The 23,621-nt window shown below is 58.3% G+C and carries 18 protein-coding genes, 3 tRNA genes and 2 pseudogenes; 7 read left to right on the top strand and 16 right to left on the bottom strand.

Going from position 1 to position 23,621, the window contains the following annotated elements:
- Window positions 1–32: 32 nt before the first annotated feature.
- Together ACEPAJ_RS13605 and ACEPAJ_RS13600 are read right to left on the bottom strand one after the other, a co-directional pair.
- Entirely contained in the window at window positions 33–947 is a 915-nt protein-coding gene (locus tag ACEPAJ_RS13605; RefSeq protein WP_425915368.1) for a hypothetical protein, read from the bottom strand.
- Window positions 944–1,971 (bottom strand): annotated as a pseudogene (locus ACEPAJ_RS13600) (IS30 family transposase). The gene ACEPAJ_RS13605 and the pseudogene ACEPAJ_RS13600 overlap by 4 nt, the downstream one beginning before the upstream one ends.
- 323 nt (window positions 1,972–2,294) lie before the next feature.
- Here ACEPAJ_RS13600 and ACEPAJ_RS13595 point away from each other — a divergent pair.
- Complete coding sequence (locus ACEPAJ_RS13595; protein WP_425915366.1) at window positions 2,295–3,053, top strand: integron integrase; 759 nt, start codon at window positions 2,295–2,297, stop codon at window positions 3,051–3,053.
- Window positions 3,054–3,092: 39 nt separating this feature from the next.
- Here ACEPAJ_RS13595 and rimO read toward each other — a convergent pair whose 3' ends face one another.
- From rimO to ACEPAJ_RS13570, 5 genes are all read right to left on the bottom strand, one after another.
- Window positions 3,093–4,415 (bottom strand): 30S ribosomal protein S12 methylthiotransferase RimO, encoded by a 1,323-nt coding sequence (rimO, locus tag ACEPAJ_RS13590; protein WP_425915364.1) that lies wholly within the window; start codon window positions 4,413–4,415, stop codon window positions 3,093–3,095.
- A 131-nt stretch (window positions 4,416–4,546) separates the two neighbouring features.
- Complete coding sequence (locus ACEPAJ_RS13585) at window positions 4,547–5,098, bottom strand: cytochrome b (protein ID WP_425915362.1); 552 nt, start codon at window positions 5,096–5,098, stop codon at window positions 4,547–4,549.
- A 133-nt stretch (window positions 5,099–5,231) separates the two neighbouring features.
- Window positions 5,232–5,308 (bottom strand) — tRNA-Met (locus tag ACEPAJ_RS13580).
- Between the two features lie 123 nt (window positions 5,309–5,431).
- A tRNA-Met gene (locus ACEPAJ_RS13575) sits at window positions 5,432–5,508 on the bottom strand.
- A 285-nt stretch (window positions 5,509–5,793) separates the two neighbouring features.
- A tRNA-Met gene (locus tag ACEPAJ_RS13570) sits at window positions 5,794–5,870 on the bottom strand.
- A gap of 202 nt (window positions 5,871–6,072) precedes the next feature.
- Here ACEPAJ_RS13570 and ACEPAJ_RS13565 point away from each other — a divergent pair.
- Both ACEPAJ_RS13565 and dinB read left to right on the top strand, forming a co-directional pair.
- A complete protein-coding gene (locus ACEPAJ_RS13565) occupies window positions 6,073–6,288 on the top strand; it encodes a zinc-ribbon domain-containing protein (RefSeq protein WP_425915360.1) in 216 nt (71 codons plus the stop codon).
- 23 nt (window positions 6,289–6,311) lie between these two features.
- Window positions 6,312–7,373: a DNA polymerase IV gene (dinB, locus tag ACEPAJ_RS13560; protein WP_425915358.1), complete on the top strand. Its 1,062-nt coding sequence runs from the start codon at window positions 6,312–6,314 to the stop codon at window positions 7,371–7,373.
- A gap of 140 nt (window positions 7,374–7,513) precedes the next feature.
- Here dinB and rhlB read toward each other — a convergent pair whose 3' ends face one another.
- The 5 genes from rhlB to ACEPAJ_RS13535 form a co-directional block, all read right to left on the bottom strand.
- Window positions 7,514–8,956 carry an ATP-dependent RNA helicase RhlB gene (gene rhlB, locus ACEPAJ_RS13555; RefSeq protein ID WP_425915356.1) on the bottom strand — a complete coding sequence of 481 codons (1,443 nt, stop codon included), beginning with the start codon at window positions 8,954–8,956 and terminating at the stop codon, window positions 7,514–7,516.
- Window positions 8,957–9,065: 109 nt separating this feature from the next.
- The gene (locus ACEPAJ_RS13550; protein WP_425915354.1) at window positions 9,066–10,229 is read right to left on the bottom strand and encodes a dipeptidase; all 1,164 of its coding nucleotides are present in this window, start codon (window positions 10,227–10,229) and stop codon (window positions 9,066–9,068) included.
- Window positions 10,230–10,361: 132 nt separating this feature from the next.
- Complete coding sequence (locus tag ACEPAJ_RS13545) at window positions 10,362–11,300, bottom strand: GGDEF domain-containing protein (protein WP_425915352.1); 939 nt, start codon at window positions 11,298–11,300, stop codon at window positions 10,362–10,364.
- Window positions 11,301–11,495: 195 nt separating this feature from the next.
- On the bottom strand, window positions 11,496–13,397 hold the full coding sequence (locus tag ACEPAJ_RS13540; RefSeq protein ID WP_425915350.1) for an acyl-CoA synthetase: 1,902 nt from the start codon (window positions 13,395–13,397) through the stop codon (window positions 11,496–11,498).
- Window positions 13,398–13,419: 22 nt separating this feature from the next.
- Window positions 13,420–14,079, bottom strand: a complete 660-nt coding sequence (locus ACEPAJ_RS13535; RefSeq protein WP_425915348.1) for an alpha/beta hydrolase — start codon at window positions 14,077–14,079, stop codon at window positions 13,420–13,422.
- 475 nt (window positions 14,080–14,554) lie between these two features.
- Here ACEPAJ_RS13535 and ACEPAJ_RS13530 point away from each other — a divergent pair, with 475 nt between their 5' ends.
- From ACEPAJ_RS13530 to ACEPAJ_RS13515, 4 genes are all read left to right on the top strand, one after another.
- Window positions 14,555–15,583 (top strand): amino acid ABC transporter substrate-binding protein, encoded by a 1,029-nt coding sequence (locus ACEPAJ_RS13530; protein WP_425915346.1) that lies wholly within the window; start codon window positions 14,555–14,557, stop codon window positions 15,581–15,583.
- Window positions 15,584–15,683: 100 nt separating this feature from the next.
- Entirely contained in the window at window positions 15,684–16,868 is a 1,185-nt protein-coding gene (locus ACEPAJ_RS13525; protein ID WP_425915344.1) for an amino acid ABC transporter permease, read from the top strand.
- Window positions 16,869–16,877: 9 nt separating this feature from the next.
- Window positions 16,878–17,975, top strand: coding sequence for an amino acid ABC transporter permease (locus ACEPAJ_RS13520; RefSeq protein ID WP_425915342.1), 1,098 nt, complete (start codon window positions 16,878–16,880; stop codon window positions 17,973–17,975).
- 11 nt (window positions 17,976–17,986) lie between these two features.
- Complete coding sequence (locus tag ACEPAJ_RS13515) at window positions 17,987–18,748, top strand: amino acid ABC transporter ATP-binding protein (RefSeq protein ID WP_274088415.1); 762 nt, start codon at window positions 17,987–17,989, stop codon at window positions 18,746–18,748.
- Between the two features lie 90 nt (window positions 18,749–18,838).
- Here the strand turns inward: ACEPAJ_RS13515 and ACEPAJ_RS13510 are convergent, their stop codons facing one another.
- The 4 genes and pseudogenes from ACEPAJ_RS13510 to ACEPAJ_RS13495 all read right to left on the bottom strand — a co-directional run bounded on the left by ACEPAJ_RS13510 (window position 18,839) and on the right by ACEPAJ_RS13495 (window position 23,486).
- Entirely contained in the window at window positions 18,839–19,243 is a 405-nt protein-coding gene (locus tag ACEPAJ_RS13510; RefSeq protein ID WP_274088414.1) for an META domain-containing protein, read from the bottom strand.
- Window positions 19,240–19,680, bottom strand: coding sequence for a hypothetical protein (locus ACEPAJ_RS13505; RefSeq protein WP_425915339.1), 441 nt, complete (start codon window positions 19,678–19,680; stop codon window positions 19,240–19,242). The genes ACEPAJ_RS13510 and ACEPAJ_RS13505 overlap by 4 nt, the downstream gene beginning before the upstream one ends.
- A gap of 28 nt (window positions 19,681–19,708) precedes the next feature.
- Complete coding sequence (locus tag ACEPAJ_RS13500; protein ID WP_425915337.1) at window positions 19,709–20,701, bottom strand: 2-hydroxyacid dehydrogenase; 993 nt, start codon at window positions 20,699–20,701, stop codon at window positions 19,709–19,711.
- A 35-nt stretch (window positions 20,702–20,736) separates the two neighbouring features.
- Window positions 20,737–23,486: pseudogene (locus ACEPAJ_RS13495) on the bottom strand (ATP-binding protein).
- Window positions 23,487–23,621 lie beyond the last annotated feature (135 nt).

The raw sequence follows: 23,621 nt of genomic DNA, 5'->3' as shown, positions 1-23,621 counted from the left end.
ACTACTTGTGGGAAGAGTCCATATACCATTTGTTACATGGCATCTGTGCCGAGTATCAGCTCTTTGAGTTCCTCAACTGTATTCTCGCTTTGGTCCCATTCCACATCGCCAGATTTAAGGTGGCTAATCAGCTTTGATAGTGATGATACTTTGTGAGCGATGTCTCTAAGTATTCTTGCCATTTCCAACTCACAGTTGTGAGGGGTTCTATACACAATCTCAATTTTTTTGACTGGCTCACTGAAATTGTTATAGGAGTCTTGAGGTTCGGACTCTTTTAAAAGACTCAATCGCAAGTCTTGTGAACTATCGAAGTTGGGTAGTAATTTCGTATAGCTCTCTACGTCTTCACGGGTGTTAAATGCAAGAAAATAAAGCAGGGATGAATCATTGAGTCTGAACTGGTTGTTCCGGGTGGAAAACTCAACAACCAAGGTGAGAAGCTCGGAAATTATATTGCGTAGATATTCGCAATATTGGTGCAGTACAGCGTCCCTCTTAAATGACTCTATCTCTAGTGATGCCTTTGAGTGGATAAAGCATAGCATTGTGTCAATATATATATTTGCAGTGCTTTCTATTGCTTTTATGGTGCATAAGTTTTCGGCCGGTGTTCCGTTTCGTCCGCGTTTGTATTGGGATTTGTAGCTGTCAATTTTGAATTGAAGTGAAACTATCAATTCGTTGGAAAGCATTGATAGGCTTTCAAATTTTGGCAGTTTTATTTGTAAATTTGAATATGATTTTGATTCTTGCCAGTAATTGAATACTGAGTTGTACTTTTCACGCAGTGATTGCTCGGTGGATTTTTCGTGAGCTGAATGCAGAATCTCAATTACAGGTGAAAAGTCTACAAGAACATTGCCTTTGTCTTCGGTAGGGCGAATTAAATCAAAGAATTCAGGTATTGAGAGGGCGGTTGCAGGAGCTGAGTGCAACACGGTCATTGAATTGAAGCTGGAGCATCATGCCGCATAGCCATGGCCTTCTGCATCACCTCACCCATAACTTCGATGGGGCACTTGAAGTCGAAGCGCTTACGCGGTCGCATGTTCAGTTGCAGTGCAATAGCGTCGAGTTCTTCTTGGCTGTGTACCGACAAGTCCGTGCCCTTGGGCAGGTACTGGCGGATCAGGCCATTGATGTTTTCGTTGCTGCCGCGTTGCCAAGGGCTATGCGGATCGCAGAAGTAAATCGCCACCCCGGTCTGCTGGGTGATTTCAGCATGCCGCGCCATTTCTCGGCCCTGGTCGTAGGTCATGCTCTTGCGCATCGCCAGCGGCATGCCATTGAGCGCTGCACTGAAGCCTTCCATCGCCGAGGTCGCCGTCGCGTCGTTCATCTTTACCAGCATCAGGTAGCCACTGGTGCGCTCTACCAGCGTGCCTACAGACGAGGCGTTGGCCTTGCCCTTGATCAGATCGCCTTCCCAATGCCCTGGCATCAGTCGGTCTTCGATCTCCGGTGGGCGCACATGGATGCTGACCATCTCGGGGATCTGGCCACGCCGATCCACGCCGCCAGAGCGCGGCCGGCGCGTCGTCTTACTTTGGCGCAGGCAGATGATCAGCTCCTTACGCAGCTCGCCGACCGGCAAGGCATAGATGGCGTTATAGATCGTCTCGCGACAGACGTATGCATCTCTGAGGCTGGGAATGTTCATGCTGCGCAGCTTGCCGGCAATCTGCTCGGGAGACAAACGCTCGCGCAGCATATGGGCCACCAACTGAAAGCGCTCACCACCCGGCAACAGCTTTCGTTTCGGTCGACAGCCTTGGCGGCGGGCCTGCATCTGCTGCTGGGCCATGCGGGCCGAGTAGCCACCACAGACATCTCGATTGCGGCGCAGCTCCCGGCTGATGGTCGAAGGGATCGGGTGATCAAGCAAGCAATCTTGCGCAGGCTGAACCCTTGGGCACGGCTGATTTGAATGGTGGCGCGTTCTTCAACGCTGAGTTCGGAATAAGACATAGGGGCAGCACCGTACCGGAAAGGTCAGGTGTTGCACTCAGTTTTTGCCGCCGCCGAGGCTTTCAGACAGATAGCCAATCTGACCATTCCCACGGCGAAGGCCAATAAATAATTGGGTTTTCTCTGACATGTGATCTTCTCTAGAGATAAATTTGGAGTTCGCGACGATTTTTGTATGACATGTAACTATTATTAGGCGACATTGAATGTCGCATTTGATGTCGTAAAAACATGTCGGATAACGTTCCTTGTCGTCTTGTGAGTCTACGTCTAGCTTGAAGGTGGTCGCGGCAAACGCGACATCATTCAGGGAGAAAAGCGACATGGAAGACGACAAGCCTCGGCTGCTCGATCAAGTCCGCCAGCAAATCCGCATCAGGAACTATTCCATTCGCACTGAAAAAATCTACGCCGAGTGGATAAAACGTTATATACGGTTTCACACGTATCGTCATCCTGTAGAGATGGGGGTGGTGGAGGTTGAGGCGTTTCTAACTCACTTGGCCGTGACCCGTAATGTGGCGGCGGCCACGCAGAATCAGGCGTTGGCGGCGCTGTTGTTTCTGTACAAGGAGGTGTTGAAAGTTGAGTTGCCCTGGCTGGAGGGGGTTGTACGGGCGAAGAAGCCGGCGCACTTGCCTACGGTCTTAACGCGTGAGGAAGTGGCTCGGGTATTGGCCGAAATATCCGGTGTGCACGGTTTGGTTGCCAGTTTGTTGTATGGCTCTGGGCTCAGGTTGATGGAGGCGCTGCGCTTGCGGGTAAAGGATGTAGAGTTTTCCCGTGGCGAGATTTTAGTGCGTGACGGTAAGGGCCAAAAGGATCGCGTGACCATGTTGCCGCGCTCAGTGGTGATTAGCCTGCATGAACATTTAGAGGCGGTTAAGGCGTTGCATCAGCAAGATCTTGCTGAGGGGTTTGGTCGGGTTAATCTGCCGTTTGCGTTGGCGCGTAAGTACCCCAATGCGGCTGCGGAGTGGGGCTGGCAGTTTGTGTTTCCGTCAGGTAATCGCTCGCAAGACCCACGGGGTGCCGGCACGTTTCGTCATCATTTGCATGAAAAAACTATTCAGCGCGTATAAAAAAGCCCCGCATGTGCGGGGCTTTTTAGGCTGTAGGCTTTAGATCAGCTCGGCCCACATGTCGTATTCATCCGCATCAACGATACGCACGCGTACTTTTTCACCTGGCTTAACCTCGGTGCTGGCAATAAATACGCTGCCGTCGATTTCCGGGGCATCGGCGTAGCAGCGGGCGACGGCGCCTTGGTCGTCGACTTCGTCGATCAGCACGTCCATTTCCTTGCCGACCTTCAACTGCAGGCGGGCGCTGCTGATGGCTTGCTGGTGGGCCATAAAGCGGTCCCAGCGATCTTGCTTAATGTCGTCCGGCACGTGGTTGTCGAGCAGGTTGGCCGGTGCGCCTTCGACGGGCGAGTACTGGAAGCAGCCGACGCGGTCGAGCTGGGCTTCGGTCAGCCAGTCGAGCAGGTATTGGAAGTCTTCTTCGGTCTCGCCAGGGAAGCCGACGATAAAGGTCGAGCGGATGGTCAGTTCTGGGCAGATTTCACGCCAGTTCTTGATCCGCGCCAGGGTCTTGTCTTCGAAGGCGGGGCGCTTCATGGCTTTCAGCACTTTCGGGCTGGCGTGCTGGAAGGGGATGTCCAGGTACGGCAGGATCTTGCCGGCGGCCATCAATGGGATCAGTTCGTCGACGTGCGGGTAGGGGTAAACGTAGTGCAGGCGCACCCACACGCCCATGCTCGACAGGGCTTCGCACATTTCGGTCATGCGGGTTTTCACCGGCTGGCCGTTCCAGAAGTCGGTCTTGTACTTGACGTCAACGCCGTAGGCGCTGGTGTCTTGGGAAATTACCAGCAGCTCTTTAACGCCAGCTTTGACCAGGCGCTCGGCTTCGCTGAGCACTTCACCCACAGGGCGGCTGACCAGCTTGCCGCGCATGGAGGGGATGATGCAGAAGCTGCAGCTGTGGTTGCAGCCTTCGGAAATTTTCAGGTAGGCATAGTGGCGCGGGGTGAGTTTGATGCCCTGCGGCGGCACGAGATCGATCAGTGGGTTATGGTCTTGGCGCGGCGGTACGACTTCATGCACAGCGTTGACCACTTGCTCGTACTGCTGCGGGCCGGTGACCGAGAGCACGCTAGGGTGCACGTCGCGGATGCTGCCTTCTTCAACGCCCATGCAGCCGGTGACGATAACCTTGCCGTTCTCTTTGATCGCTTCGCCGATCACTTCCAGGGATTCAGCCTTGGCGCTGTCGATAAAGCCACAGGTGTTGACCACCACAACGTCGGCATCGTGGTAGGTCGGTACCACTTCATAACCTTCCATACGCAACTGAGTGAGGATGCGTTCGGAGTCCACCAGCGCCTTGGGGCAACCGAGTGATACAAAGCCGACTTTCGGCGTGGCGGGGGTGGACATGGCGTTAACCTCAGGCGTGTACGGACGGATGCTGGACGCTTGTTGCGTCTCTGATCAAAAAGTGCGCAATTCTAGCGGCGACGCTGCCAATTGACCAGCGCTGAGCGTCGCCTCTGTAGGGGATGAATGGTTCAGACGTGCTTGCTGGGGAGGATGCGCGTCAGGGTGTTATCGCGTACGAAGAAGTGATGGAACAACCCGGCGACAGCATGCAGGCCAATCAGCCAGTAACCGGCGCTGCCAGCCAGCTCGTGCCACTCTTTTATGTCGCCAGCCAGTGGCTTGTTGGTTGCGAGCAGCGCGGGCAGTTCCAGGCCGAAGAACGGGATGGGTTTGCCGGCAGCGCTGAGAATCAACCAGCCAGCCAGTGGTGCGCCGATCATCAGGGCGTAGAGCGCCAGGTGCATCAGCTTGGCCGTGATGGCCTGCCAGGCTGGCGGTGCAGGAGTGATTGTTGGTGTGGGTGCGATTGCACGTGCCAGCAGGCGCAGCCAAACCAAGGCGAATACCGCGAGGCCGAGCATAAAGTGCCATTGCTTGAGCAGTTCGCGCATGTCGCTGCCTTTAGGGAAGTTGCCCTTGAGCTCGATGCAGGCATAAACGCCGGCAATCAGAATCAGCATCAGCCAATGCAACGCGATGGACAGGCTGCCGTAGCGCGATTCGGTATTTTTCCAGGACATGATGGTGTGGGTTCCGAGTGGGGTAGGTGATGGCCCCTACAGTTTAGGCTGGCAATACTTAAGCGTTGCTGAGCTCGATCACTTAAATCGCGGCCAAAAAAAAGACCACTCATTGAGTGGTCTTTTTAATATTTGGTTGCGGAAGCCGGATTTGAACCGACGACCTTCGGGTTATGAGCCCGACGAGCTACCAGACTGCTCCATTCCGCGCCGTTGATTCTATACAGAAATCGCCTGCTGTCAACAAAAAATGTGTTCTTAATCAAATGCTTAGGCGTGCGATAGGCGAGAAACAAAAAAGGCCACTCGTTTGAGTGGCCTTTTTTGAGTATCTGGTTGCGGGAGCCGGATTTGAACCGACGACCTTCGGGTTATGAGCCCGACGAGCTACCAGACTGCTCCATCCCGCGCCGGCTATTCTATATAGATACGACCTCTTGTCAATCGATTAGTGGTTTTTAATCAATAACTTAAATCGCTGGGGTGGCGATATCGAGGGAGGGCTGAGTCGCAGTTGATCGCTGTCGCGCGTTCAGCCCTTGGCAGGCGAGGGCTGTGGCGGTTAAGAGCGGTCGATGGGTATTGCATCGAGGTCGCTCTGCTGGCGTGTGCAGAAGCGGTGGGTTCGGATTTATGGCCTTCGATTAAATCGCGGCCAAAAAAAAGACCACTCATTGAGTGGTCTTTTTAATGTTTGGTTGCGGAAGCCGGATTTGAACCGACGACCTTCGGGTTATGAGCCCGACGAGCTACCAGACTGCTCCATTCCGCGGGGCCAATTGTAGCGCCTGAATAAGTCATGTCAACCTGAATGTGGGTTTAAGTCGTTTTTATTCGGGTTTTAGCCATTTTGCGCAGTTTTATGCGTTTGATCTCGAGGTCGGGGCTCAACCGCTTAGCTGAGAATGCTTTGGCCATAGCCTGTGGCGGGACTGTTGGGCTAGAGTCCGTGCCCATTGAATGGGAGCAGTTTTATGAGTGGTGAATGCAAGTCCTGTGGTGCCCAGGTCTCAAGCGACGCGAAGACCTGCCCAGGGTGTGGCGCGGCGCTGGCGGCCAAGACCAAGCTGTTGCCATTGGCAGCGTTTATGTTGATCGTGATTTTGATTATCCAGTCCTATATCAGCAAGCCAGACGATGCGGAGCGCGACGCCAAGCCAGCTGCCCCCGTGAGCTCAGCCGCACAGTAGCGGCAGGATTGATGGCGTTGACCATGAACAGCCGCAAAATCATCCATATTGACTGCGATTGCTTTTATGCCGCCATCGAGATGCGTGATGAGCCAAGCCTGGCGAGCAAGCCGCTGGCGGTCGGTGGGCTGGCGGATCGGCGTGGGGTGATTGCCACCTGTAACTATGAGGCGCGCAGTTACGGTGTGCGCTCTGCGATGGCCTCAGGCCAAGCGCTGAAACTGTGCCCGGATTTGCTGATCGTCAAGCCGCGCATGGAGGTCTACAGGGCGGTGTCACGGGAGATTCAGGCGATTTTTCGTGATTACACCGAACTGATCGAGCCCTTGTCGCTGGATGAGGCTTACCTGGATGTAAGTGACAGCCCGCACTTTGCTGGCAGTGCCACGCGCATCGCCCAGGATATTCGGCGGCGCGTGTCGCAGGAGTTGCACATCACTGTTTCTGCGGGGGTGGCGCCGAATAAGTTTCTCGCCAAGATCGCCAGTGACTGGAAGAAGCCCAATGGCTTGTTTGTGATCACGCCCAGTGAGGTGGAAGATTTTGTCGCCGCTTTACCGGTTAATAAACTGCACGGCGTGGGGAAGGTCACGGCGGATAAGCTCGGGCGGTTGGGCATTCGTACCTGCAGCGACCTGCGTGAGTGGAGCAAGCTGGCCTTGGTCAAGGAGTTCGGCAGTTTCGGTGAGCGTTTGTGGGGGCTTGCCCAAGGTATTGATGAGCGCCTGGTACGCAACGACAGCCGGCGTCAGTCGGTTAGCGTGGAAAATACCTTCGACAAGGACCTGCCCGATCTGGCCGCTTGCCTGGAGCAACTGCCTGCGTTGCTGGAACAGCTGGAAACGCGCATGGCACGGCTGGACCCGACGTATCGGCCGGACAAGCCCTTCGTCAAAATAAAGTTTCACGATTTCAGTCAAACCACCCTGGAGCAAGCCGGGGCGCGGCGTGATCTGGACAGCTACAGGCGGTTGCTGAGCGCGGCTTTTGCCCGAGGCAACAAGGCCGTGCGCCTGCTCGGTGTTGGTGTGCGCTTGCACGACCTGCGTGGGGAGCATGAACAGTTGGAGTTGTTTGCGCCCTGACGGCAGGCGTTTGTTAGATGTTGCGTGCGGTGTGCGCTGCAAAATAGCCAGCCTGCGCAAACCGCCGGTAACCGCGAGCTCAAATACCTGGCATAAAAAAGGCGAAGCCTCGCGGCTTCGCCTTTTTCGTTCCGCGCTGATCAGTTCTTGCGCGGCACCGGCTTAAGCAGCTCGTCAGGCGGCATTTCGCAGGCGATCTTGCGGCCCAGCAGCGCCTCGATGGCGGGCAGGGCGTAGGCGTCGTCTTCGCCGGCAAAGCTGATCGAGGTGCCACTGCTGCCAGCGCGTCCGGTACGACCGATACGGTGTACGTAGTCGTCTGGCGTTTCGGGCAGGGTGAAGTTGATCACGTGGCTGATCGCATCAACGTGGATGCCGCGGCCGGCCACGTCGGTGGCGACCATGACGCGGATTTTGCCTTCACGGAAGCCTTCCAGTGCACGAATGCGCTTGTGCTGCGGCACGTCACCGGACATTTGCACGGCGCTGATGCCGTCGCGGGTCAGGCGCTCTTCGATGCGGCGCACTTCGTCCTTGCGGTTGGCGAAAACCATCACGCGGATCCAGTCGTTCTGGCTGATCAGGTTGTACAGCAGCTTGTATTTGTCACTACCGGCTACGGCATAGACGTGCTGCTCGACCGTGTCGCTGGCGACGTTTTCCGGCTCGATTTCGACGATCGCCGGATCGGTGGTCCACTGTTTGGCCAGGTTCATCACGTCTTCGGTGAAGGTCGCGGAGAACAGCAGGGTCTGGCGTTCGCCCTTCATCGGGGTCTGGCGGATGATCTGGCGTACTTGCGGGATAAACCCCATGTCGAGCATGCGGTCGGCTTCGTCCAGCACCATCACTTCGACCATATCGAGGTGAACTTCACCGCGCTGGTTGAAGTCGAGCAAGCGACCCGGTGTGGCCACCAAAATGTCGCAGAAGCGCGATTCGAGCAGTTTGAGCTGCTTGTCGAAGTCCATGCCGCCGACAAAGCTCATCACGTTGAGGCCGGTGTACTTGGTCAAGTCGGCGGCATCTTTGGCAATCTGCACCACCAGCTCACGCGTCGGCGCGATGATCAGCGCCCGTGGCTCGCCCATGTAGCGCTCTTTTGGCGGGGGCGTTTGCAGCAGCTGAGTGATGATCGAGACCAGGAAAGCAGCTGTCTTGCCCGTACCGGTTTGGGCGCGGCCAATGGCGTCGCGGCCGTTGAGCGTGTAACCCAGCACTTGCGCCTGAATCGGCGTGCAGTAAGGGAAGCCAAGATCATGGATGGCGTGCATCAGCTCGGGGGAGAGCTTGAAGTCATGAAAGCGGGTTTTGCCTTCGGCTGGTGCTACGGCGAAGTCTTCCAGTTTCCATGTGTCGATTGGTTTGGCAGCGCGTTCGCGGCGCGGTTTCGCCGGTTTTGCTTTGCTCGGTAACGGTTTCTCCACGCTTTTACTCTCGCGTGGTGCAGCGCTTGGGCTGGGTTTTTCAGCAGTGGCGTCATGCTGGGCGCGCGGTGTGCTGGGCGTTACAGGCGTTGTTGTTATTGGGCTGGATTGCTCGCCCTCGGCCTTGCCGAACATTTTCTTAAGTGCTTTGAGCACGGTCATCTCATCAATTGGTTAAGGAGTGAACAGCCGCCAGTGTAATGCAAGAAGCCGGCGCGGCGAAGTGCCGCGCCAGATCGCATCTGTTAGCAGACCATTACAGGTTTCAGTTGGCTGGCAGGCTGCTGAGCAGTAAACGCTGCACATTGCCGCCCATGATGGCGGCAATCTCGGTATGGCTGAAGCCAGCTTTAAGCAGGCCTTCGGTCAATTGCGGTAAGCCGGTAACGTCGAAGGGAGCATGGATGGTGCCATTGAAGTCCGAGCCCAGCGCCACATGTTCGATGCCAATCGTGTCGACGGTATAGCGAATGGCGTTAACGATGGCTTCGACCGAGGTGGCGCAGACGGCAGCATCCCAGTAACCGATGCCGATTACTCCGCCGGTGGCGGCGATGGCCTTCAGGTGTTTGTCGCTCAGGTTGCGAGTGCCTTTGCAGGTGCCTTCGACGCCTGTGTGCGAGACCAGCACTGGGCGCGTGGCCATGCCGAGTACGTCATCAATGAGCGGGCGAGAAGCGTGGGCCAGGTCGATCAGCATGGCCTTCGCTTCCAGGCGCTTGATCACTTGGCGGCCCAGCGGCGTAAGGCCGCCTTTTTCCAAGCCGTGGGCGGAGCCGCCGACTTCATTATCGAAAAAGTGGGTGAGGCCCGCGATACGGAAACCGGCCTCGTAGAGCGCATCGACGTTCTCCAGCTTGCCTTCGATCGGCTGCAAACCTTCGGTGGCGAGGATTGCCGCCACGCGTTGCGGGTCTTGTTGCCAGGCGCTGATAAAGCGGGTCAGGTCGCTGCGGTTCTTGATCAGTACCAGGCGGCCATCGCTGTTGAGGCTGGCTTGGTTGAGCTTGTGCGCCTGGTAGAGCGCCCGTTGCAGCAGGCTGTTCCAGGTTTCCCGAGGCCAGCGCTGGGCCATGGCCAGCAGGGTGATGTTGTCGCTGTCACCACTGTTGCGCTCGTAATTGAGGCCGCGGGGTGTTTTGGTGACGGTGGAGAACACCTGCAAGCCGACGTGGCCTTCAAGCATGCGCGGCAGGTCGGAGTGGCCAAAGTCATAGCGCTTGAGCAGATCGCGCTCCCAGAGCAAGGCATCGTCGTGCAGGTCGGCGATAAACAACTGTTTATGCAGTTGCTTGGCCGTTTCGCTGGCGGGGTAAGGCGCTGGGGACTCGACGCTGTTCATCTTGCGGTCAAGCAAGGAGGGCAGGGCCAACACGCTGCCAGCAGCGATCAGTAAAAGAACCAGGAGAGTAAGCAGGGTTTTGCGCATAGTCAGGAGCCATCCGGCGTTGTTGTTATGCGCAGCACTTTAGCAAGGGTGGCGAATAAATGTGATGGATGGCGAGCGCGCCGCTGTGGGGCTAAAAACCCAGCAAGGACGACGCGCAGCCGCTCGTATGGGTTAGCCGCAGAGGCAGTCGCGGCCTTGCTGCTTGGCCTGATACAGCGCGCTATCAGCGCGGGATATAAGACCTTGCAGGCTGTCCTTTGGCTGCATCTGCGCCAGGCCAATGGACACGGTTACACCTGGCAGTACGCCAATCGGTGAGTGGAAGGAGCTGATCTGGTGCAGGGCTATACGCAGCCGTTCACCAATGCCGCGGGCCTCTTCGGCGCTGATTTCCGGCAACAGAATGAGGAATTCTTCACCGCCGAAGCGGGTCAGGCTGTCCATGGGGCGTAATTGGTTGCGCAGGGTATTGGTTAGTAGGCACAGCGCATAATCACCGGCCAGATGACCGTGCTGGTCGTTGTAGGCTTTGAAGTGATCAACATCGAGCATCAGGATGCACAGGGGCTTGCGGTTGAAGGCGCAGCGGGTGCTTTCGCGCTCGAAGATGTGTTCCAGCCAGCGGCGGTTATAGGCGCCGGTCAGGGCATCGATATTGGCGGTCTGTTCGCTGTCGAGAATAAGCCGGTTGCCCTGGCGCACGCGCTCGCAGAGCAATTCCAGCAGGTTTTGCATGAGCGTGGGTGATTGCTGGAATAAGTTGAACAGCGATTCACGGTGCAGGCGTAGCACGCAGCAGGGCTCGGTTGCGACGACAAAGGCAGAAGGGTGTTCGTTGTCGATAAAGCTGATTTCCCCCGCGCAGTCGCCAACTACTAGAGTGCTGACAGCCTGGCTGTCGAGTGAACCCAGGTAGACCTTGAGTTGGCCTTTGAGCAGCAGGTAGAGGTATTGGTTGCGATGGTCGGGCGAGAGCAGCACATCGCCGGCTTCTAGGTCGCAGGCCCGGAAGTCTTTGAGCAGATGGTCGATGCTGCTGGCGGCAACGTTATTGAACAAACGCAGACGGCGCAGTTGTTGCAGGTCGGCCTGCCAATGGGCGTGTTTCATCTGGCCAACAAGTGCAACGGTGTGTTCGGTGGACGGGGCATCGCTAACGCTCCCTGCTTTTAGGACGATTACCATGCACGACCATATTCCGCTGCCTGTGGGCTGACAATCCTTGTCGTGCCCTGGCGCGACCAGTGGTACTGAAGTTGAATGGTCGGTCACAACTCCAGCGCAATCCTTGCGCTGGCCTATTGCTTAGTCGGCTGGATGCAGCTCTATGGCCACGGCAAAACCGGCCAGACGCTGAGTCACGGCCCCTGCCAGAGTGGTTTGTCCGGAGGGCAGGTGGATGTGGGCGACTTGACCACGTTTGTCATCGCTGAGGACTTCAACGCGCAAGCGCTGATCCAGCTCCGCCAGTGCCGCCTGGTAAACGCGTGCAATGGCGTCAAAGCGCAGCGCCGGCTTGAAGGTTTTACCCACGGCGGTCAGCGGAATGTTCTCGATGATCCAGGCATCCTTGGGGATCGCCGCGCGCTCCGGGATGTGCTGGGCGGCATGCGCCAGTAGCTCGGCTTCGTCGGCGTGCGCGCCGGGCTTGAGCTGCACATACACCACGGGCAGCTCGCCGGCCTTCTCGTCAGGCTTGCCGACTGCCGCCGCCATGGCCACGGCAGGGTGCTTGTGCAGCGCTTCTTCAATCATCTGTGGGTCGATGTTGTGACCGCCGCGAATGATCAGATCCTTGCTGCGGCCGGTCAGCCAGATGTAGCCATCGGCATCTATTCGGCCCAGGTCGCCCGTATTGAACCAGTTGCAGTCGACCCAGATGCCAGCATTCTTGCTGTTCTGCAGGTAGCCGTTGAACACCGTTGCACCGCGGATGCACAGGTTGCCAATTTCATTGGGCGCGGCATCCCTTAAATAGGTGCCTTGTTCATCGAGTACCTTGATCGCCACTTCGCAATACGGCATCGGCAGACCGATGGAGCCCGGGCGGCGCTCGCCGGCGGGTGGGTTGGCACAGCTACCGCAGGTGCCCTCAGTCAGGCCGTAGCCTTCGATCAGGGTCAGACCGGTTTTGCTCTCGAACTGGCGGATGAGTTCCACCGGCATCGGCGCGGCACCGCACAGGGCATATTTCAGCGAGCTGAGGTTATGGCCTTCGCTCGGCACCTGGAGAAGGCCAGCATAAATAGTCGGAACACCGCTGAAGAAGCTGACGTTGTGGCGTTCGATGATTTTCCAAAAATTGCTGATTAATGCGGTGTTGCGATAACCCTGCGGTGTTGCCAACAGCACTTCGGCGCCGCCGATAAAGGCGGCCAGCCCCGTGACAATCACACCATTAACGTGGAACAGCGGCAGACCACAGAGCGTGACATCTCCCGGGGCGAAGCGGGTTACCAGGTTCATGCTGTACGCCATGGCGACTTCGTTGCCGTGGCTGTGCGGGGCCAGTTTCGGCGTGCCAGTGGTGCCGCCGGTATGGAAATAACTGGCAATGTCGTTTGGCGAAATCACCCGGCAACTTTCCAAGTGATCAGCCGGGCAACTGGCGATCAGCTCATCGAAATCCACTACCCCGTCGGGCAAAGGCCCGCGCTGTGCTTTGACGGCGCTGCGCTGCGGCTCGGGCAGCAGGTTGGACATGTCTACGCAGATGATTGCCTTGAGCGCTGGCAGCTGCTCGCGCAGGCCTGCAACTTTGGCCCACAGGTCGGTGCCCGGGAAGGGGGCGAGGGTGACCAGTAACTCTGAGTCGGAGGCCTGGATCAGCTCGGCGATATGCTCCGGGTCGAGCAGCGGGTTGATCGCGTTAACAATCCCGGCGGCCTCGCCACCCCAGATGGTGAAGTGGGTCTGCGGTAGGTTGGGCAGCAGAAACGAGACGGCCTTACCTGGGCGCAGGCCCAGGCGATGAAAGGCGTTAGCGGTCTGGGTGATTTTGCCCAGTAACTGCCCGTAGGTGAGGCGGTAAGCCGCCTCATCAGCCGTGCCCTGAAGGATAAACGACAGGGCCGGTGCATCCATTTGCCGTGCGGCGCTGCGGCGGATCAGCTCATAGGTACTGGCCGGCAAGTCGCGCTCGGCCAGTGGGGTTTGCTCGATCTGGCGGATGTCGCGCAAGGTCTTGATCGCAGGGATGTCCGGCATAGGCGTTCTCGCTCTTAGGCTGTCAATTGCCCAAGCGTTGCTCCAGCCAATCAGCAATGTCGCGGATTTCCTCGTTCACCACTTCGTGGCCCATCGGGTAATCGCGCCATTGCACGCTGACGCCGGAGGCGCTCAGGTAGTCATGGGCTGCACGGCCCATGGCCGGCAGTACGATGTCGTCGAATGTGCCATGCAAACACAGGACCGGCAGTTGTCTTTTTGTATCTGCGAGGCTGACGTCGTCGCTGAAGGTTGGCGCGTAGGTCGATAGGGCGATAACTCCGCCTAAGGCGAACTGCCAGCGCAAGAAGGCGGTGTGCAGGACCACCGCGCCACCCTGGGAGAAACCGGCGAGGACGATGCGCGCCGGGTCAATGCCACTGTCGCGTTGCGCCTCGATCAACTCGATAACCTGTTGGGCTGACGCTTCCAGCTGCTCGCGGTTGATCGCACGGGCTGGGCTCATGGCCAGAATGTCGTACCAACTGGGCATGGCGTAGCCACCATTAATCGTCACTGCCTGCGTTGGCGCTTGCGGCAGAACGAAGCGGGTGGTGTGCAGGCGCTGTTGCAAGGCTTCGGCGACAGGCATGAAGTCGTAACGGTCGGCACCGAGGCCGTGCAACCAAATGACGCACGCGTCGGCGGCAAGTGTGGGCTGAAGAATCAAGGGTTCGGTCATCTGAAGCTCCGCTGTGGTGCGATCGCACTGATTTAGTGCGAAGTGAAAAGTAGGGGGTGGTGATTATGGAAAGAAGATGTCGCCAGGGTGAAAGTTTTGCTCTTGTACTGCCTGTTTGGGGCTTGGTCGACGAGGCTGGTACGGCCCTTGCTATAAACCCTGGAGGCTGATGCTGCTGCCTGGTCGTGGTAACAGTGCCGCCCAATTGGGTGCGGAAACTGAGTCGCCTTTAACGGTGCTTCATGGGTTCGCAAGGTGCTGCAGGCTGTGCGACATGTCACTTGCTACCTGTCTCTCGCTCATTCAAACAATGAGCCGGTAAGAGTTTATGGCCGCTGGAGCAATCGGCAACTAGACTCGAACCATGGTTTTACCCCCGGTTGAGTGTGTTGCTGCCGACACAGTCAACGAGCCCCACAAGGGTACGGTGGAAGAACCGAGACTCCAAACACAACAAAAGCAACTGGAGGTTTTAATGAAGATGGTGAAATCCACATTGGCAGTACTGACCACCGCCGCGGTTCTCGGCGTTAGCAGTTTTGCTCAAGCTGGCGCTACTTTGGACGCAATCCAGAAGAAAGGTTTTGTTCAGTGCGGCATCAGTGATGGTCTGCCTGGCTTCTCCTACGCCGATGAGAAAGGCAATTACATGGGCCTCGACGTCGACGTATGCCGCGCAGTTGCTGCTGCAGTATTCGGTGATGCGACCAAGGTCAAGTACAGCCCGCTGACCGCCAAAGAGCGCTTCACCGCGCTGCAGTCTGGCGAAGTCGATGTTCTTTCGCGTAACACCACCTGGACCAGCTCGCGCGATTCCGGCCTGGGTCTGAACTTTGCCGGCGTTAACTACTATGACGGTCAAGGCTTCCTGGTTAACAAGAAGCTGGGTGTTTCCAGCGCCAAGGAACTTGACGGTGCAACTGTCTGCATCCAAGCCGGTACCACCACCGAGCTGAACCTTTCCGACTACTTCCGCGCCAATGGCCTGAAGTACACCCCCATCACTTACGACACCTCCGACGAGAGCGCCAAATCGGTTGAAGCCGGCCGTTGCGACGTGCTGACGTCCGACCAGTCGCAGTTGTATGCACAGCGCATCAAGCTGGCTGATCCAGACTCCTACGTGGTGCTGCCGGAAGTGATCTCCAAAGAGCCGCTGGGCCCGGTTGTTCGCCAGGGTGATGAAGAGTGGTTCGACATCGTGCGCTGGTCGCTGTACGCGATGGTTAACGCTGAAGAGCTGGGTATTACTTCGGCCAACGTCGAAGAGCAAGCCAAATCCACCAAGAACCCTGACGTAGCACGTCTGCTCGGTGCTGAAGGTGAGTTTGGCAAAGACCTGAAATTGCCGAAGGACTGGGCCGTACAGATCGTCAAGCAAGTCGGTAACTACGGCGAAAGCTTTGAGCGCAACGTCGGTGTTGGCAGTCAGCTGAAGATTGAACGTGGCCTCAACGCCCTGTGGAACAAGGGTGGTCTGCAGTACGCACCGCCGGTGCGCTGACCGTCTGTTGCCGGCCACTCGCCCTGAGTGGCCGGCATTGTTCTGATTGATGTGAACCCTATGCCCGCCGACGCGGGCATAGGGTTCCAAGAGGGCTCCTATGCAAACTACTGCAAATGCCCCGCGCCCCGGTGGATCGGTCTGGACCGACCCCAAGGCACGCGCTTGGCTATTTCAAATTATTGCCGTTATCGCCGTTGTGGCGCTCGGCTGGTTCCTGTTTGACAACACCCAGACCAACCTCGAGAAACGCGGGATTACCTCTGGTTTTTCCTTTCTCAATAACAGTGCCGGCTTCGGTATTGCCCAACACCTGATCGACTACGACGAAAGCAACTCCTATGGGCGTGTTTTCGTGGTGGGCCTGCTCAACACCTTGTTGGTGTCGGTGATTGGTATTGTCCTGGCGACGCTGTTGGGTTTCCTATTGGGTGTGGCGCGTCTGTCGCCGAACTGGTTGATCAGCAAGCTGGCAACCGTGTACATCGAGATCTTCCGTAACATCCCGCCGCTGCTGCAAATCTTCTTCTGGTACTTCGCCGTGATGCTCTCCCTGCCAGGGCCGCGGCAAAGCATGGGCGTGGGTGAGACGTTTTTCCTCAACAGCCGTGGCTTGTATATGCCGGCGCCGAGCCCTGCGGATAACTTCGGTCTGTTTGCTGGCGCGGTGATTGTCGCCATCATCGGTGTGGTGCTGCTGTCGCGTTGGTCGAAGGCGCGTTTTGAGGCCACCGGCAAGCTGTTTCCGGTGTCCATGGGGGCGATTCCACTGTTGATCGGCTTGCCGGGGCTGGCCATTCTGCTGGGCGGTAACCCGCTGCAGTGGAGCGTGCCGGAGTTGAGCGGCTTCAACTTCCGTGGTGGCTGGGTGCTGATCCCGGAGTTGATGGCGCTGACCCTGGCGTTGACCATCTATACCGCGGCCTTTATCGCCGAAAACGTGCGTTCCGGGATCATGGCGGTCAGCCACGGGCAAACTGAGGCCGCCCGCTCGCTGGGCATGCCTGCCGGCAAGACCTTGCGTCTGGTGATCATTCCGCAGGCGCTGCGGGTCATCATTCCGCCGCTGACCAGCCAATACCTGAACCTGGCGAAGAACTCCTCGCTGGCCGCCGGTATTGGTTATCCGGACATGGTCTCGCTGTTTGCCGGAACGGTACTCAACCAGACCGGGCAGGCCATTGAAGTGATTGCCATCACCATGAGCGTGTACCTGGCGATCAGTATCAGCATTTCCATGTTGATGAACTGGTACAACAAGCGCATTGCGCTGATCGAGCGGTAAGGAGCAGCCATGCAAACTCATACCTTCAAACCTGATCTACCGCCACCCGCGCTCAGCGTCGGGGTTGTCGGTTGGCTGCGCGCCAACCTGTTTTCCAGCTGGTTCAATACGCTTCTGACGCTGTTTGCGGCTTACTTGGTCTGGCTGATTATTCCGCCGCTGATTCAGTGGGCCTTGATCGACGCTGACTGGACCGGTACTACCCGCGCAGATTGCACCAGCGGCGGTGCCTGCTGGGTGTTTGTTCAGCAGCGCTTTGGTCAGTTTATGTACGGCTTTTACCCGACTGAACTGCGCTGGCGCGTTGACCTGACCCTGTGGTTGGCGGTAATCGGCGCCGCACCATTGTTCATCCCACAAATGCCACGCAAAGCCATCTACGGCCTGGTTTTCCTGGTGGTTTATCCGCTGCTGGCTTATTGGTTGCTGCACGGTGGCTTCTTCGGCCTGACGACGGTGTCGACCAGTCGCTGGGGTGGCCTGATGTTGACCCTGGTGATCGCCGCTGTCGGTATTGCCGGTGCTTTGCCGCTGGGCATCGTGCTGGCGTTGGGGCGGCGCTCGGATATGCCGGCCATCCGGGTTATCTGCGTAACCTTTATCGAGTTTTGGCGCGGCGTACCGCTGATTACCGTGCTGTTTATGTCCTCGGTGATGCTGCCGCTATTCCTGCCTGAGGGCTTGAGCTTTGACAAGCTGGTGCGGGCATTGATCGGGGTAATTCTGTTCCAGTCGGCCTACATCGCCGAAGTGGTGCGCGGTGGTCTGCAGGCGATTCCCAAGGGCCAATACGAGGCCGCTGCGGCCATGGGCCTGGGTTACTGGCGGATGATGGGCCTGGTGATTCTGCCGCAAGCCTTGAAGCTGGTGATCCCTGGCATCGTTAACACCTTTATTGCGCTGTTCAAGGACACCAGCCTGGTGATCATCATCGGCCTGTTCGACTTGCTTAACAGCATCAAGCAAGCCACCACCGATCCGGCTTGGCTGGGCATGGCCACTGAAGGCTACGTGTTTGCAGCGCTAATTTTCTGGATTTTCTGTTTTGGTATGTCCCGCTACTCCCAACATCTGGAGCGCAAGCTGGACACCGGCCATAAGCGTTAGGAGACCTTTCAATGCCTGAAGCAATTAAACAAACCAGCGCTGAGCCGATGATCCTCATGGAGGGTGTGCACAAGTGGTACGGCCAGTTCCACGTGCTCAAGGACATCAACCTGAGCGTGCAGCAGGGCGAGCGCATCGTGCTGTGTGGCCCGTCCGGCTCTGGGAAGTCGACCGCGATTCGCTGCCTCAATCGTTTGGAAGAGCATCAGCAGGGTCGCATCATCATCGATGGCACCGAGCTGACTCATGACCTCAAGCACATCGAAGCGGTGCGCCGCGAAGTGGGCATGGTGTTCCAGCACTTCAACCTGTTCCCGCACCTCACCGTGCTGCAGAACTGCACTTTGGCCCCGATGTGGGTGCGCAAGATGCCCAAGCGCGAAGCTGAAGAAGTGGCCATGCACTACCTGGAACGCGTGCGCATTCCGGAGCAGGCGCACAAGTACCCGGGGCAACTCTCCGGTGGTCAGCAGCAGCGCGTGGCGATTGCCCGTGCGCTGTGCATGAAACCGAAGATCATGCTGTTCGACGAGCCGACCTCGGCCCTCGACCCGGAAATGGTTAAAGAAGTTCTCGACACCATGGTCGGCCTGGCTGAAGACGGCATGACCATGCTCTGTGTCACCCACGAAATGGGCTTTGCCCGCACCGTGGCGAACCGGGTGATATTCCTCGATAAAGGCGAGATTGTTGAGCAAAACGAGCCCAACGCCTTCTTCACCAACCCGCAGAACGAACGCACCAAGCTGTTCCTCAGCCAGATCATTCACTGAGTTTCGGCTGCAACAAAAAAGGGAGCCCTTGGGCTCCCTTTTTATGGCCTGCCATCCATGGCAGCGACCCTGCGGGCCGTCGCTGTGCGCTTAGTTGCTTTCCGGCCAGAGGCGCAGTGGCTTGCCTTGTGCGGGCCAGAGACGCAGCTGCTCAGTGGGCGAAAAGTCCCAGCGCTGCACCGTGCTCAGGCTCTCGAGAAAGCGCGCTTCCTGCTCCATCAGGGCCGGCGCGCACATTTTGCGCGTGCTGCCGGCAGCACTGAAGCTGAGCTTATCGCCTTGTAGCGTGTAGCCAGCAAACCAATGGTTGCAGCCGGCGTTACCGTAGGCGCGGCCATCATCACCCAGAGTGATGGTTAGGTGGCTGTTGTCGATCAGCGGGCGCTCACCGATCCATTCCACCTGGTAGGTCTGTTCGGTTTCCAGTTGCGGTGCGGATGTGGCGCAGCCTGCAAGGCTTGCAGCCAGTAAGCTTATGGCTAATGTGCGGTTCATGGAGCCTCCTTGTTGATGCACGTCGGGCATAGGTGCTTGGCGTTCTTCGACAGCCAACCGAGCTCTTTGATCCGTGCTTCGGCGGCGGGTGCCTGAGCTTTTTTGCCGAGGGCGGCATCGACCGCGAATTCGAAATCCAGTTGCGCATTGCAGCTGTCGCAATTGACCTGCCAATTGAAGATGGCCAGTTCGCCGAACGCCGGGCCGGTGGCCACGGCCACCCACTGGCCGCGTGGGTTGATCAGGTGGCGAACCTTGTCAGCTTGCAGGCGCATGGACAGCTCGCGACTGCCTTTGAGGGTGACCAGCAGGGTGTCGCCGCTCTGGATCGAGCCGCCATTGCCGGTGACCTGATAGCGGCCGGGTGCCAGTGCGCGGCATTCGATCAGGGTGTGCTCGGGGTTGAGCAAGTTGTAGCGAAAATCGTGTTCAGCCATGGATCCTCCAAATGTGTGCGCGATGCTATCACGCGGCAGGAAGTAGCTGATTGATTGGCGCTCCGCTCAGCCAGGCGGCGATATTGTCGCGTGTGGTGCCGGCAATCGCCGCCAACGCTTCATGGGTGAGAAAAGCCTGATGCGCGGTAATCAGCACATTGGGGAAACTCAGCAGGCGCGCCAGAACATCATCCTGCAGCGGTTGCTGCGAGTGATCCTCAAAAAACAGCTCGGCCTCTTCTTCATAGACATCCAGGCCCAGGTAGCCCAGTTGCCCACTTTTCAGCGCGCCAATCAGTGCCGGTGTATCGATCAAGGCCCCGCGCCCAGTATTGATCAACATCGCGCCACGCTTCATTTGTTGTAAGCGCGCGGAGTCGATCAGGTGGTGAGTGGCCGTGTTGAGCGGGCAGTGCAGGCTGATGATGTCGCTGGTTTCGAGCAGTTGATCCAGTTCGACTTGCCGCGCGCCAGCGGGTAGGTCGGCAATGGGGTGTGGGTCATGGATCAATAAGGTGCAGCCGAAGCCGGCCATGATCCGCGCAAAGGTCAGGCCGATTTGCCCAGCGCCGATGATGCCGGCGTGTTTGCCATGCAGGTCGAAGCCGATCAGCCCGTGCAGGGAGAAGTCACCTTCGCGGGTGCGGTTGAAGGCGCGGTGGGTGCGGCGGTTGAGGGTCATGATCAGCGCCACCGCATGCTCGGCGACGGCATGCGGTGAGTACGCGGGCACCCGCACCACGGTCAGGCCAAGGGCGTGTGCGGCGTGCAGGTCAACATGGTTGTAGCCGGCCGAGCGCAGGGCAATTAGCCGGGTGCCGCCCGCCGCGAGTTGCTGCAATACCTCAGCACTGAGGTCGTCATTGATAAAGGCGCACACCACGTCGTAACCGGCGGCCAGGCCGGCGCTGTCCTGACGCAGATGGGCTTCCTGAAAGCTCAATTGCCAGTCGTCAGGGAATCCCGCGGCGTCAAAGCTCTGTTGGTCATAGGGCTTGCTGCTGAACAGAATGATGCGCATGGAGTTCCTCGGCTTGTTGATTCGATCTGCCTGATTCAGGCACTGAGCTGTGAATGCTGAGCCAGCCGGTCGATGGCGGCCTCCAGTTGGTCCAGCGCTTGTTGGGCGGCTGGATCGTTCTGTTTCAGTAGCGTTTCACTGCGTTGGCAGGCCGCGCGCAGTTGCGGCACGCCGCAATAGCGAGTGGCCCCGTGCAGGCGGTGTACGCGCTCAATCAAGCTGTTGCGTTCGCCGCTGTCGCGGGCTTGGCGAATGGCTTGGCGGTCACCCGGTAACCCTGCCAGCAGCATGCTCAGCATATCGGCGGCCAGGTCCGCTTTACCGGCAGCCAGGCGCAGGCCTTCTTCGGCATCCAGCACGCTGAGGTTGTTATGTGTCGCACTCATGCCGGTGTGCTCGCTGCTCTGGCTACGCAGGGCAAGGCCGGTCCATTTGAGCACCACCTGGGCCAATTGGCGTTCACTGATGGGTTTGGTCAGGTAGTCGTCCAGCCCGCTTTGCAGCAGGGCACGCTTTTCGTTGGCCAGGGCGTGTGCCGTCAGCGCGACAATCGCGACCGGGGGCTGGCCATGCTCATTTTCGTGCAGGCGAATCGCTTCGGTGGCCTGGCGACCATCCATGCCGGGCATTTGTACGTCCATAAAAATCAGGTCGAAGGTTTGTTCGGCGGCTTTTTCCACGGCTTCATAGCCGCTGTTGGCGATGCTGACCTGGGCGCCCATATCGTCCAGCAGGGTTTGCACCAGCAGCAGGTTCGCCGGGTTGTCGTCGACGCAGAGAATCAGCGGTGGTCGGCTGGGCGCGGCATGTTTGTAGTCGGCTCGGTTCTGCCTCGGGCTAATCAGCTCGGCCAGGCCACGTTGCAGCTTGCGTGTACAGGCGGGTTTAGCTTGCAGCTGGCTGTACGCATCCGGCAAAAAGCTGTGGTAAAGCGACTGCTCAGTGGTCGGGCAGAGCAACAAGGTTTTGCAGGCCAGTCGCTCAAGCTCCCAGATACGCTGGTCAAGGCGCTCTGGCGGCAGGGTCTGGGTACTGACGCCGAGCACCGCCAGCTCAATCGGTTGAGCGCTATGTCGGGCTTCGGCCACCGCGCTGAGCAAGCTGTCGAGGCTGTCAAAACCACTGACCTGCAGGCCACAGTCTTCCAGCTGATGCTGCAGGGCCTGGCGAGCCAGGTCGTGGCTTTCCAGTGCGGCCACGCGGCGCCCGAGCAGCGGTGGACGAGGCAGGTCTTCGGCATCATCACGGGCTTTTGGCAAACTTAGGGTGATCCAGAATTCCGAGCCTTCTTCGGGGGTGCTGTCGACACCGATCTCACCGCCCATTTGCTCGATCAGACGTTTGGAAATCACCAGGCCCAAGCCTGTGCCACCGGCCTGCCGGCTGAGCGAATTGTCGGCCTGGCTGAAGGCCTGGAACAATTCACGCAAGTCGTCATCGGAGAGGCCGATGCCGGTGTCCTGCACGCTGATGCGCAGCTGGGCGCGGTCGGCGCTTTCGTCTTCGAGCATGGCGCGGATAACAATGCTGCCAGCGCGGGTGAATTTGATCGCGTTGCTCACCAGGTTGGTCAGCACCTGCTTGAGCCGCAGGGGGTCGCCGATTAGCGACAGCGGCGTGTCGCGATAAACCAGGCTGAGCAACTCCAGCTGCTTGGCGTGGGCGGCGGGGGCGAGAATGGTCAGGCTTTCCTGAAGCAGATCCCGCAGGTTGAACGGGATGTTTTCCAGGACCAGCTTGCCGGCCTCGATTTTAGAGAAGTCGAGGATCTCGTTGATGATTGCCAGCAGGCTGTCGGCGGATTTTTCGATGGTGCCCAGGTAGTCCTGCTGGCGCGGGGTCAGCTCGCTTTTTTGCAGCAGGTTGGTGAAACCGAGGATGCCGTTGAGCGGTGTGCGGATTTCATGGCTCATGTTGGCCAGGAATTCAGATTTTATCCGGCTGGCCTCCAGGGCCTCTTTGCGCGCCAGGTCCAATTCGATGTTCTGAATTTCGATGGTTTCCAGGTTCTGCCGCACATCCTCGGTGGCCTGGTCGACACTGTGTTGCAGTTCTTCCTGAGCGTTCTGCAGGGACTCGGCCATGCGGTTGATGCCCGACGCCAGCTCGTCCAATTCATGGCTGCCGAGTGGCGGCAAACGGGTTTCCAGATGGCCGTCCTTGAGCTGGGCGACGCCGTGTTTGATCCGCCGCAGTGGTTCGTTGATGGTGTGGCTCATGCGCACGGCAAGCAGGGCGGTGACCATCAGGCCGGCAGCAATCAACAGCAGGCTGGCGAGCAGGCTGCGGTAGCCGATGATCAGGGTGCTGTGATGTGAGAGTTCCAGCTCGACCCAGCCGAGCAACCGGGTGCCCGGGTTACTGGTGGCCTTGCCGGTCAGGCTCAGATGCTGCTCATACACCGGCAGAAGAAAGCGCGTCGCGTTCTGGTTGCTGTTTTGTACAAGCTGCTGCTCACCTGTCGCTGGCGAGGGGTTTAGCATGCTCGGCCCGCATGGGCGAGGGCATTACGATCGGCGCTGAGGAAGCTTACGGTGCGCACGTCGGGCTGCTCGAGTGCCTGGCTGGCGATGCGCTGCAACAGCTCGGCGTCGCCGCTTTGCAGGGCTGGGGCGGCGAGGGGGGCGAGTTGCTCGATGATCATCTGCCCGCGCTGCAGCAACTGCTCCTGCAAACCGGACAACTGCATCCAGGTGAAATAGCCACCGAGCACCAGGGCCAACAGGCTGGTGGGCAGTAGGGTGAGCATGAGCACCCGGCCTTTGATGCCTAAATCCGTTATCACGCGCTGCCTCCTGTACTGACGTCGCGGCAGTTTAGCGGTTGCGCCCGCTCTCATGGCAAATGCTGTCGTGCAAAGCGGGTCTGTTATATAGCCGAGGGTGGTTTGCCGGTATCATGAGGGCCTTCTTCGCTTCTG

Origin of the sequence: Pseudomonas sp. GWSMS-1, from assembly GCF_049847425.1 — a bacterium.
Taxonomy (GTDB): Bacteria; Pseudomonadota; Gammaproteobacteria; order Pseudomonadales; family Pseudomonadaceae; genus Aquipseudomonas.
Note: the sequence above shows the minus strand (reverse complement) of the source record. Positions and strands in the feature narration are given on the sequence as shown.

Bases quoted from the DNA above. Each gene is read 5' to 3' on its own strand.
- ACEPAJ_RS13605 (WP_425915368.1), bottom strand. From the start codon at position 947: ATGACCGTGTTGCACTCAGCTCCTGCAACCGCCCTCTCAATACCTGAA.
- ACEPAJ_RS13595 (WP_425915366.1), top strand. From the start codon at position 2,295: ATGGAAGACGACAAGCCTCGGCTGCTCGATCAAGTCCGCCAGCAAATC.
- rimO (WP_425915364.1), bottom strand. From the start codon at position 4,415: ATGTCCACCCCCGCCACGCCGAAAGTCGGCTTTGTATCACTCGGTTGC.
- ACEPAJ_RS13585 (WP_425915362.1), bottom strand. From the start codon at position 5,098: ATGTCCTGGAAAAATACCGAATCGCGCTACGGCAGCCTGTCCATCGCG.
- ACEPAJ_RS13565 (WP_425915360.1), top strand. From the start codon at position 6,073: ATGAGTGGTGAATGCAAGTCCTGTGGTGCCCAGGTCTCAAGCGACGCG.
- dinB (WP_425915358.1), top strand. From the start codon at position 6,312: ATGAACAGCCGCAAAATCATCCATATTGACTGCGATTGCTTTTATGCC.
- ACEPAJ_RS13550 (WP_425915354.1), bottom strand. From the start codon at position 10,229: ATGCGCAAAACCCTGCTTACTCTCCTGGTTCTTTTACTGATCGCTGCT.
- ACEPAJ_RS13545 (WP_425915352.1), bottom strand. From the start codon at position 11,300: ATGAAACACGCCCATTGGCAGGCCGACCTGCAACAACTGCGCCGTCTG.
- ACEPAJ_RS13540 (WP_425915350.1), bottom strand. From the start codon at position 13,397: ATGCCGGACATCCCTGCGATCAAGACCTTGCGCGACATCCGCCAGATC.
- ACEPAJ_RS13535 (WP_425915348.1), bottom strand. From the start codon at position 14,079: ATGACCGAACCCTTGATTCTTCAGCCCACACTTGCCGCCGACGCGTGC.
- ACEPAJ_RS13530 (WP_425915346.1), top strand. From the start codon at position 14,555: ATGAAGATGGTGAAATCCACATTGGCAGTACTGACCACCGCCGCGGTT.
- ACEPAJ_RS13525 (WP_425915344.1), top strand. From the start codon at position 15,684: ATGCAAACTACTGCAAATGCCCCGCGCCCCGGTGGATCGGTCTGGACC.
- ACEPAJ_RS13520 (WP_425915342.1), top strand. From the start codon at position 16,878: ATGCAAACTCATACCTTCAAACCTGATCTACCGCCACCCGCGCTCAGC.
- ACEPAJ_RS13515 (WP_274088415.1), top strand. From the start codon at position 17,987: ATGCCTGAAGCAATTAAACAAACCAGCGCTGAGCCGATGATCCTCATG.
- ACEPAJ_RS13510 (WP_274088414.1), bottom strand. From the start codon at position 19,243: ATGAACCGCACATTAGCCATAAGCTTACTGGCTGCAAGCCTTGCAGGC.
- ACEPAJ_RS13505 (WP_425915339.1), bottom strand. From the start codon at position 19,680: ATGGCTGAACACGATTTTCGCTACAACTTGCTCAACCCCGAGCACACC.
- ACEPAJ_RS13500 (WP_425915337.1), bottom strand. From the start codon at position 20,701: ATGCGCATCATTCTGTTCAGCAGCAAGCCCTATGACCAACAGAGCTTT.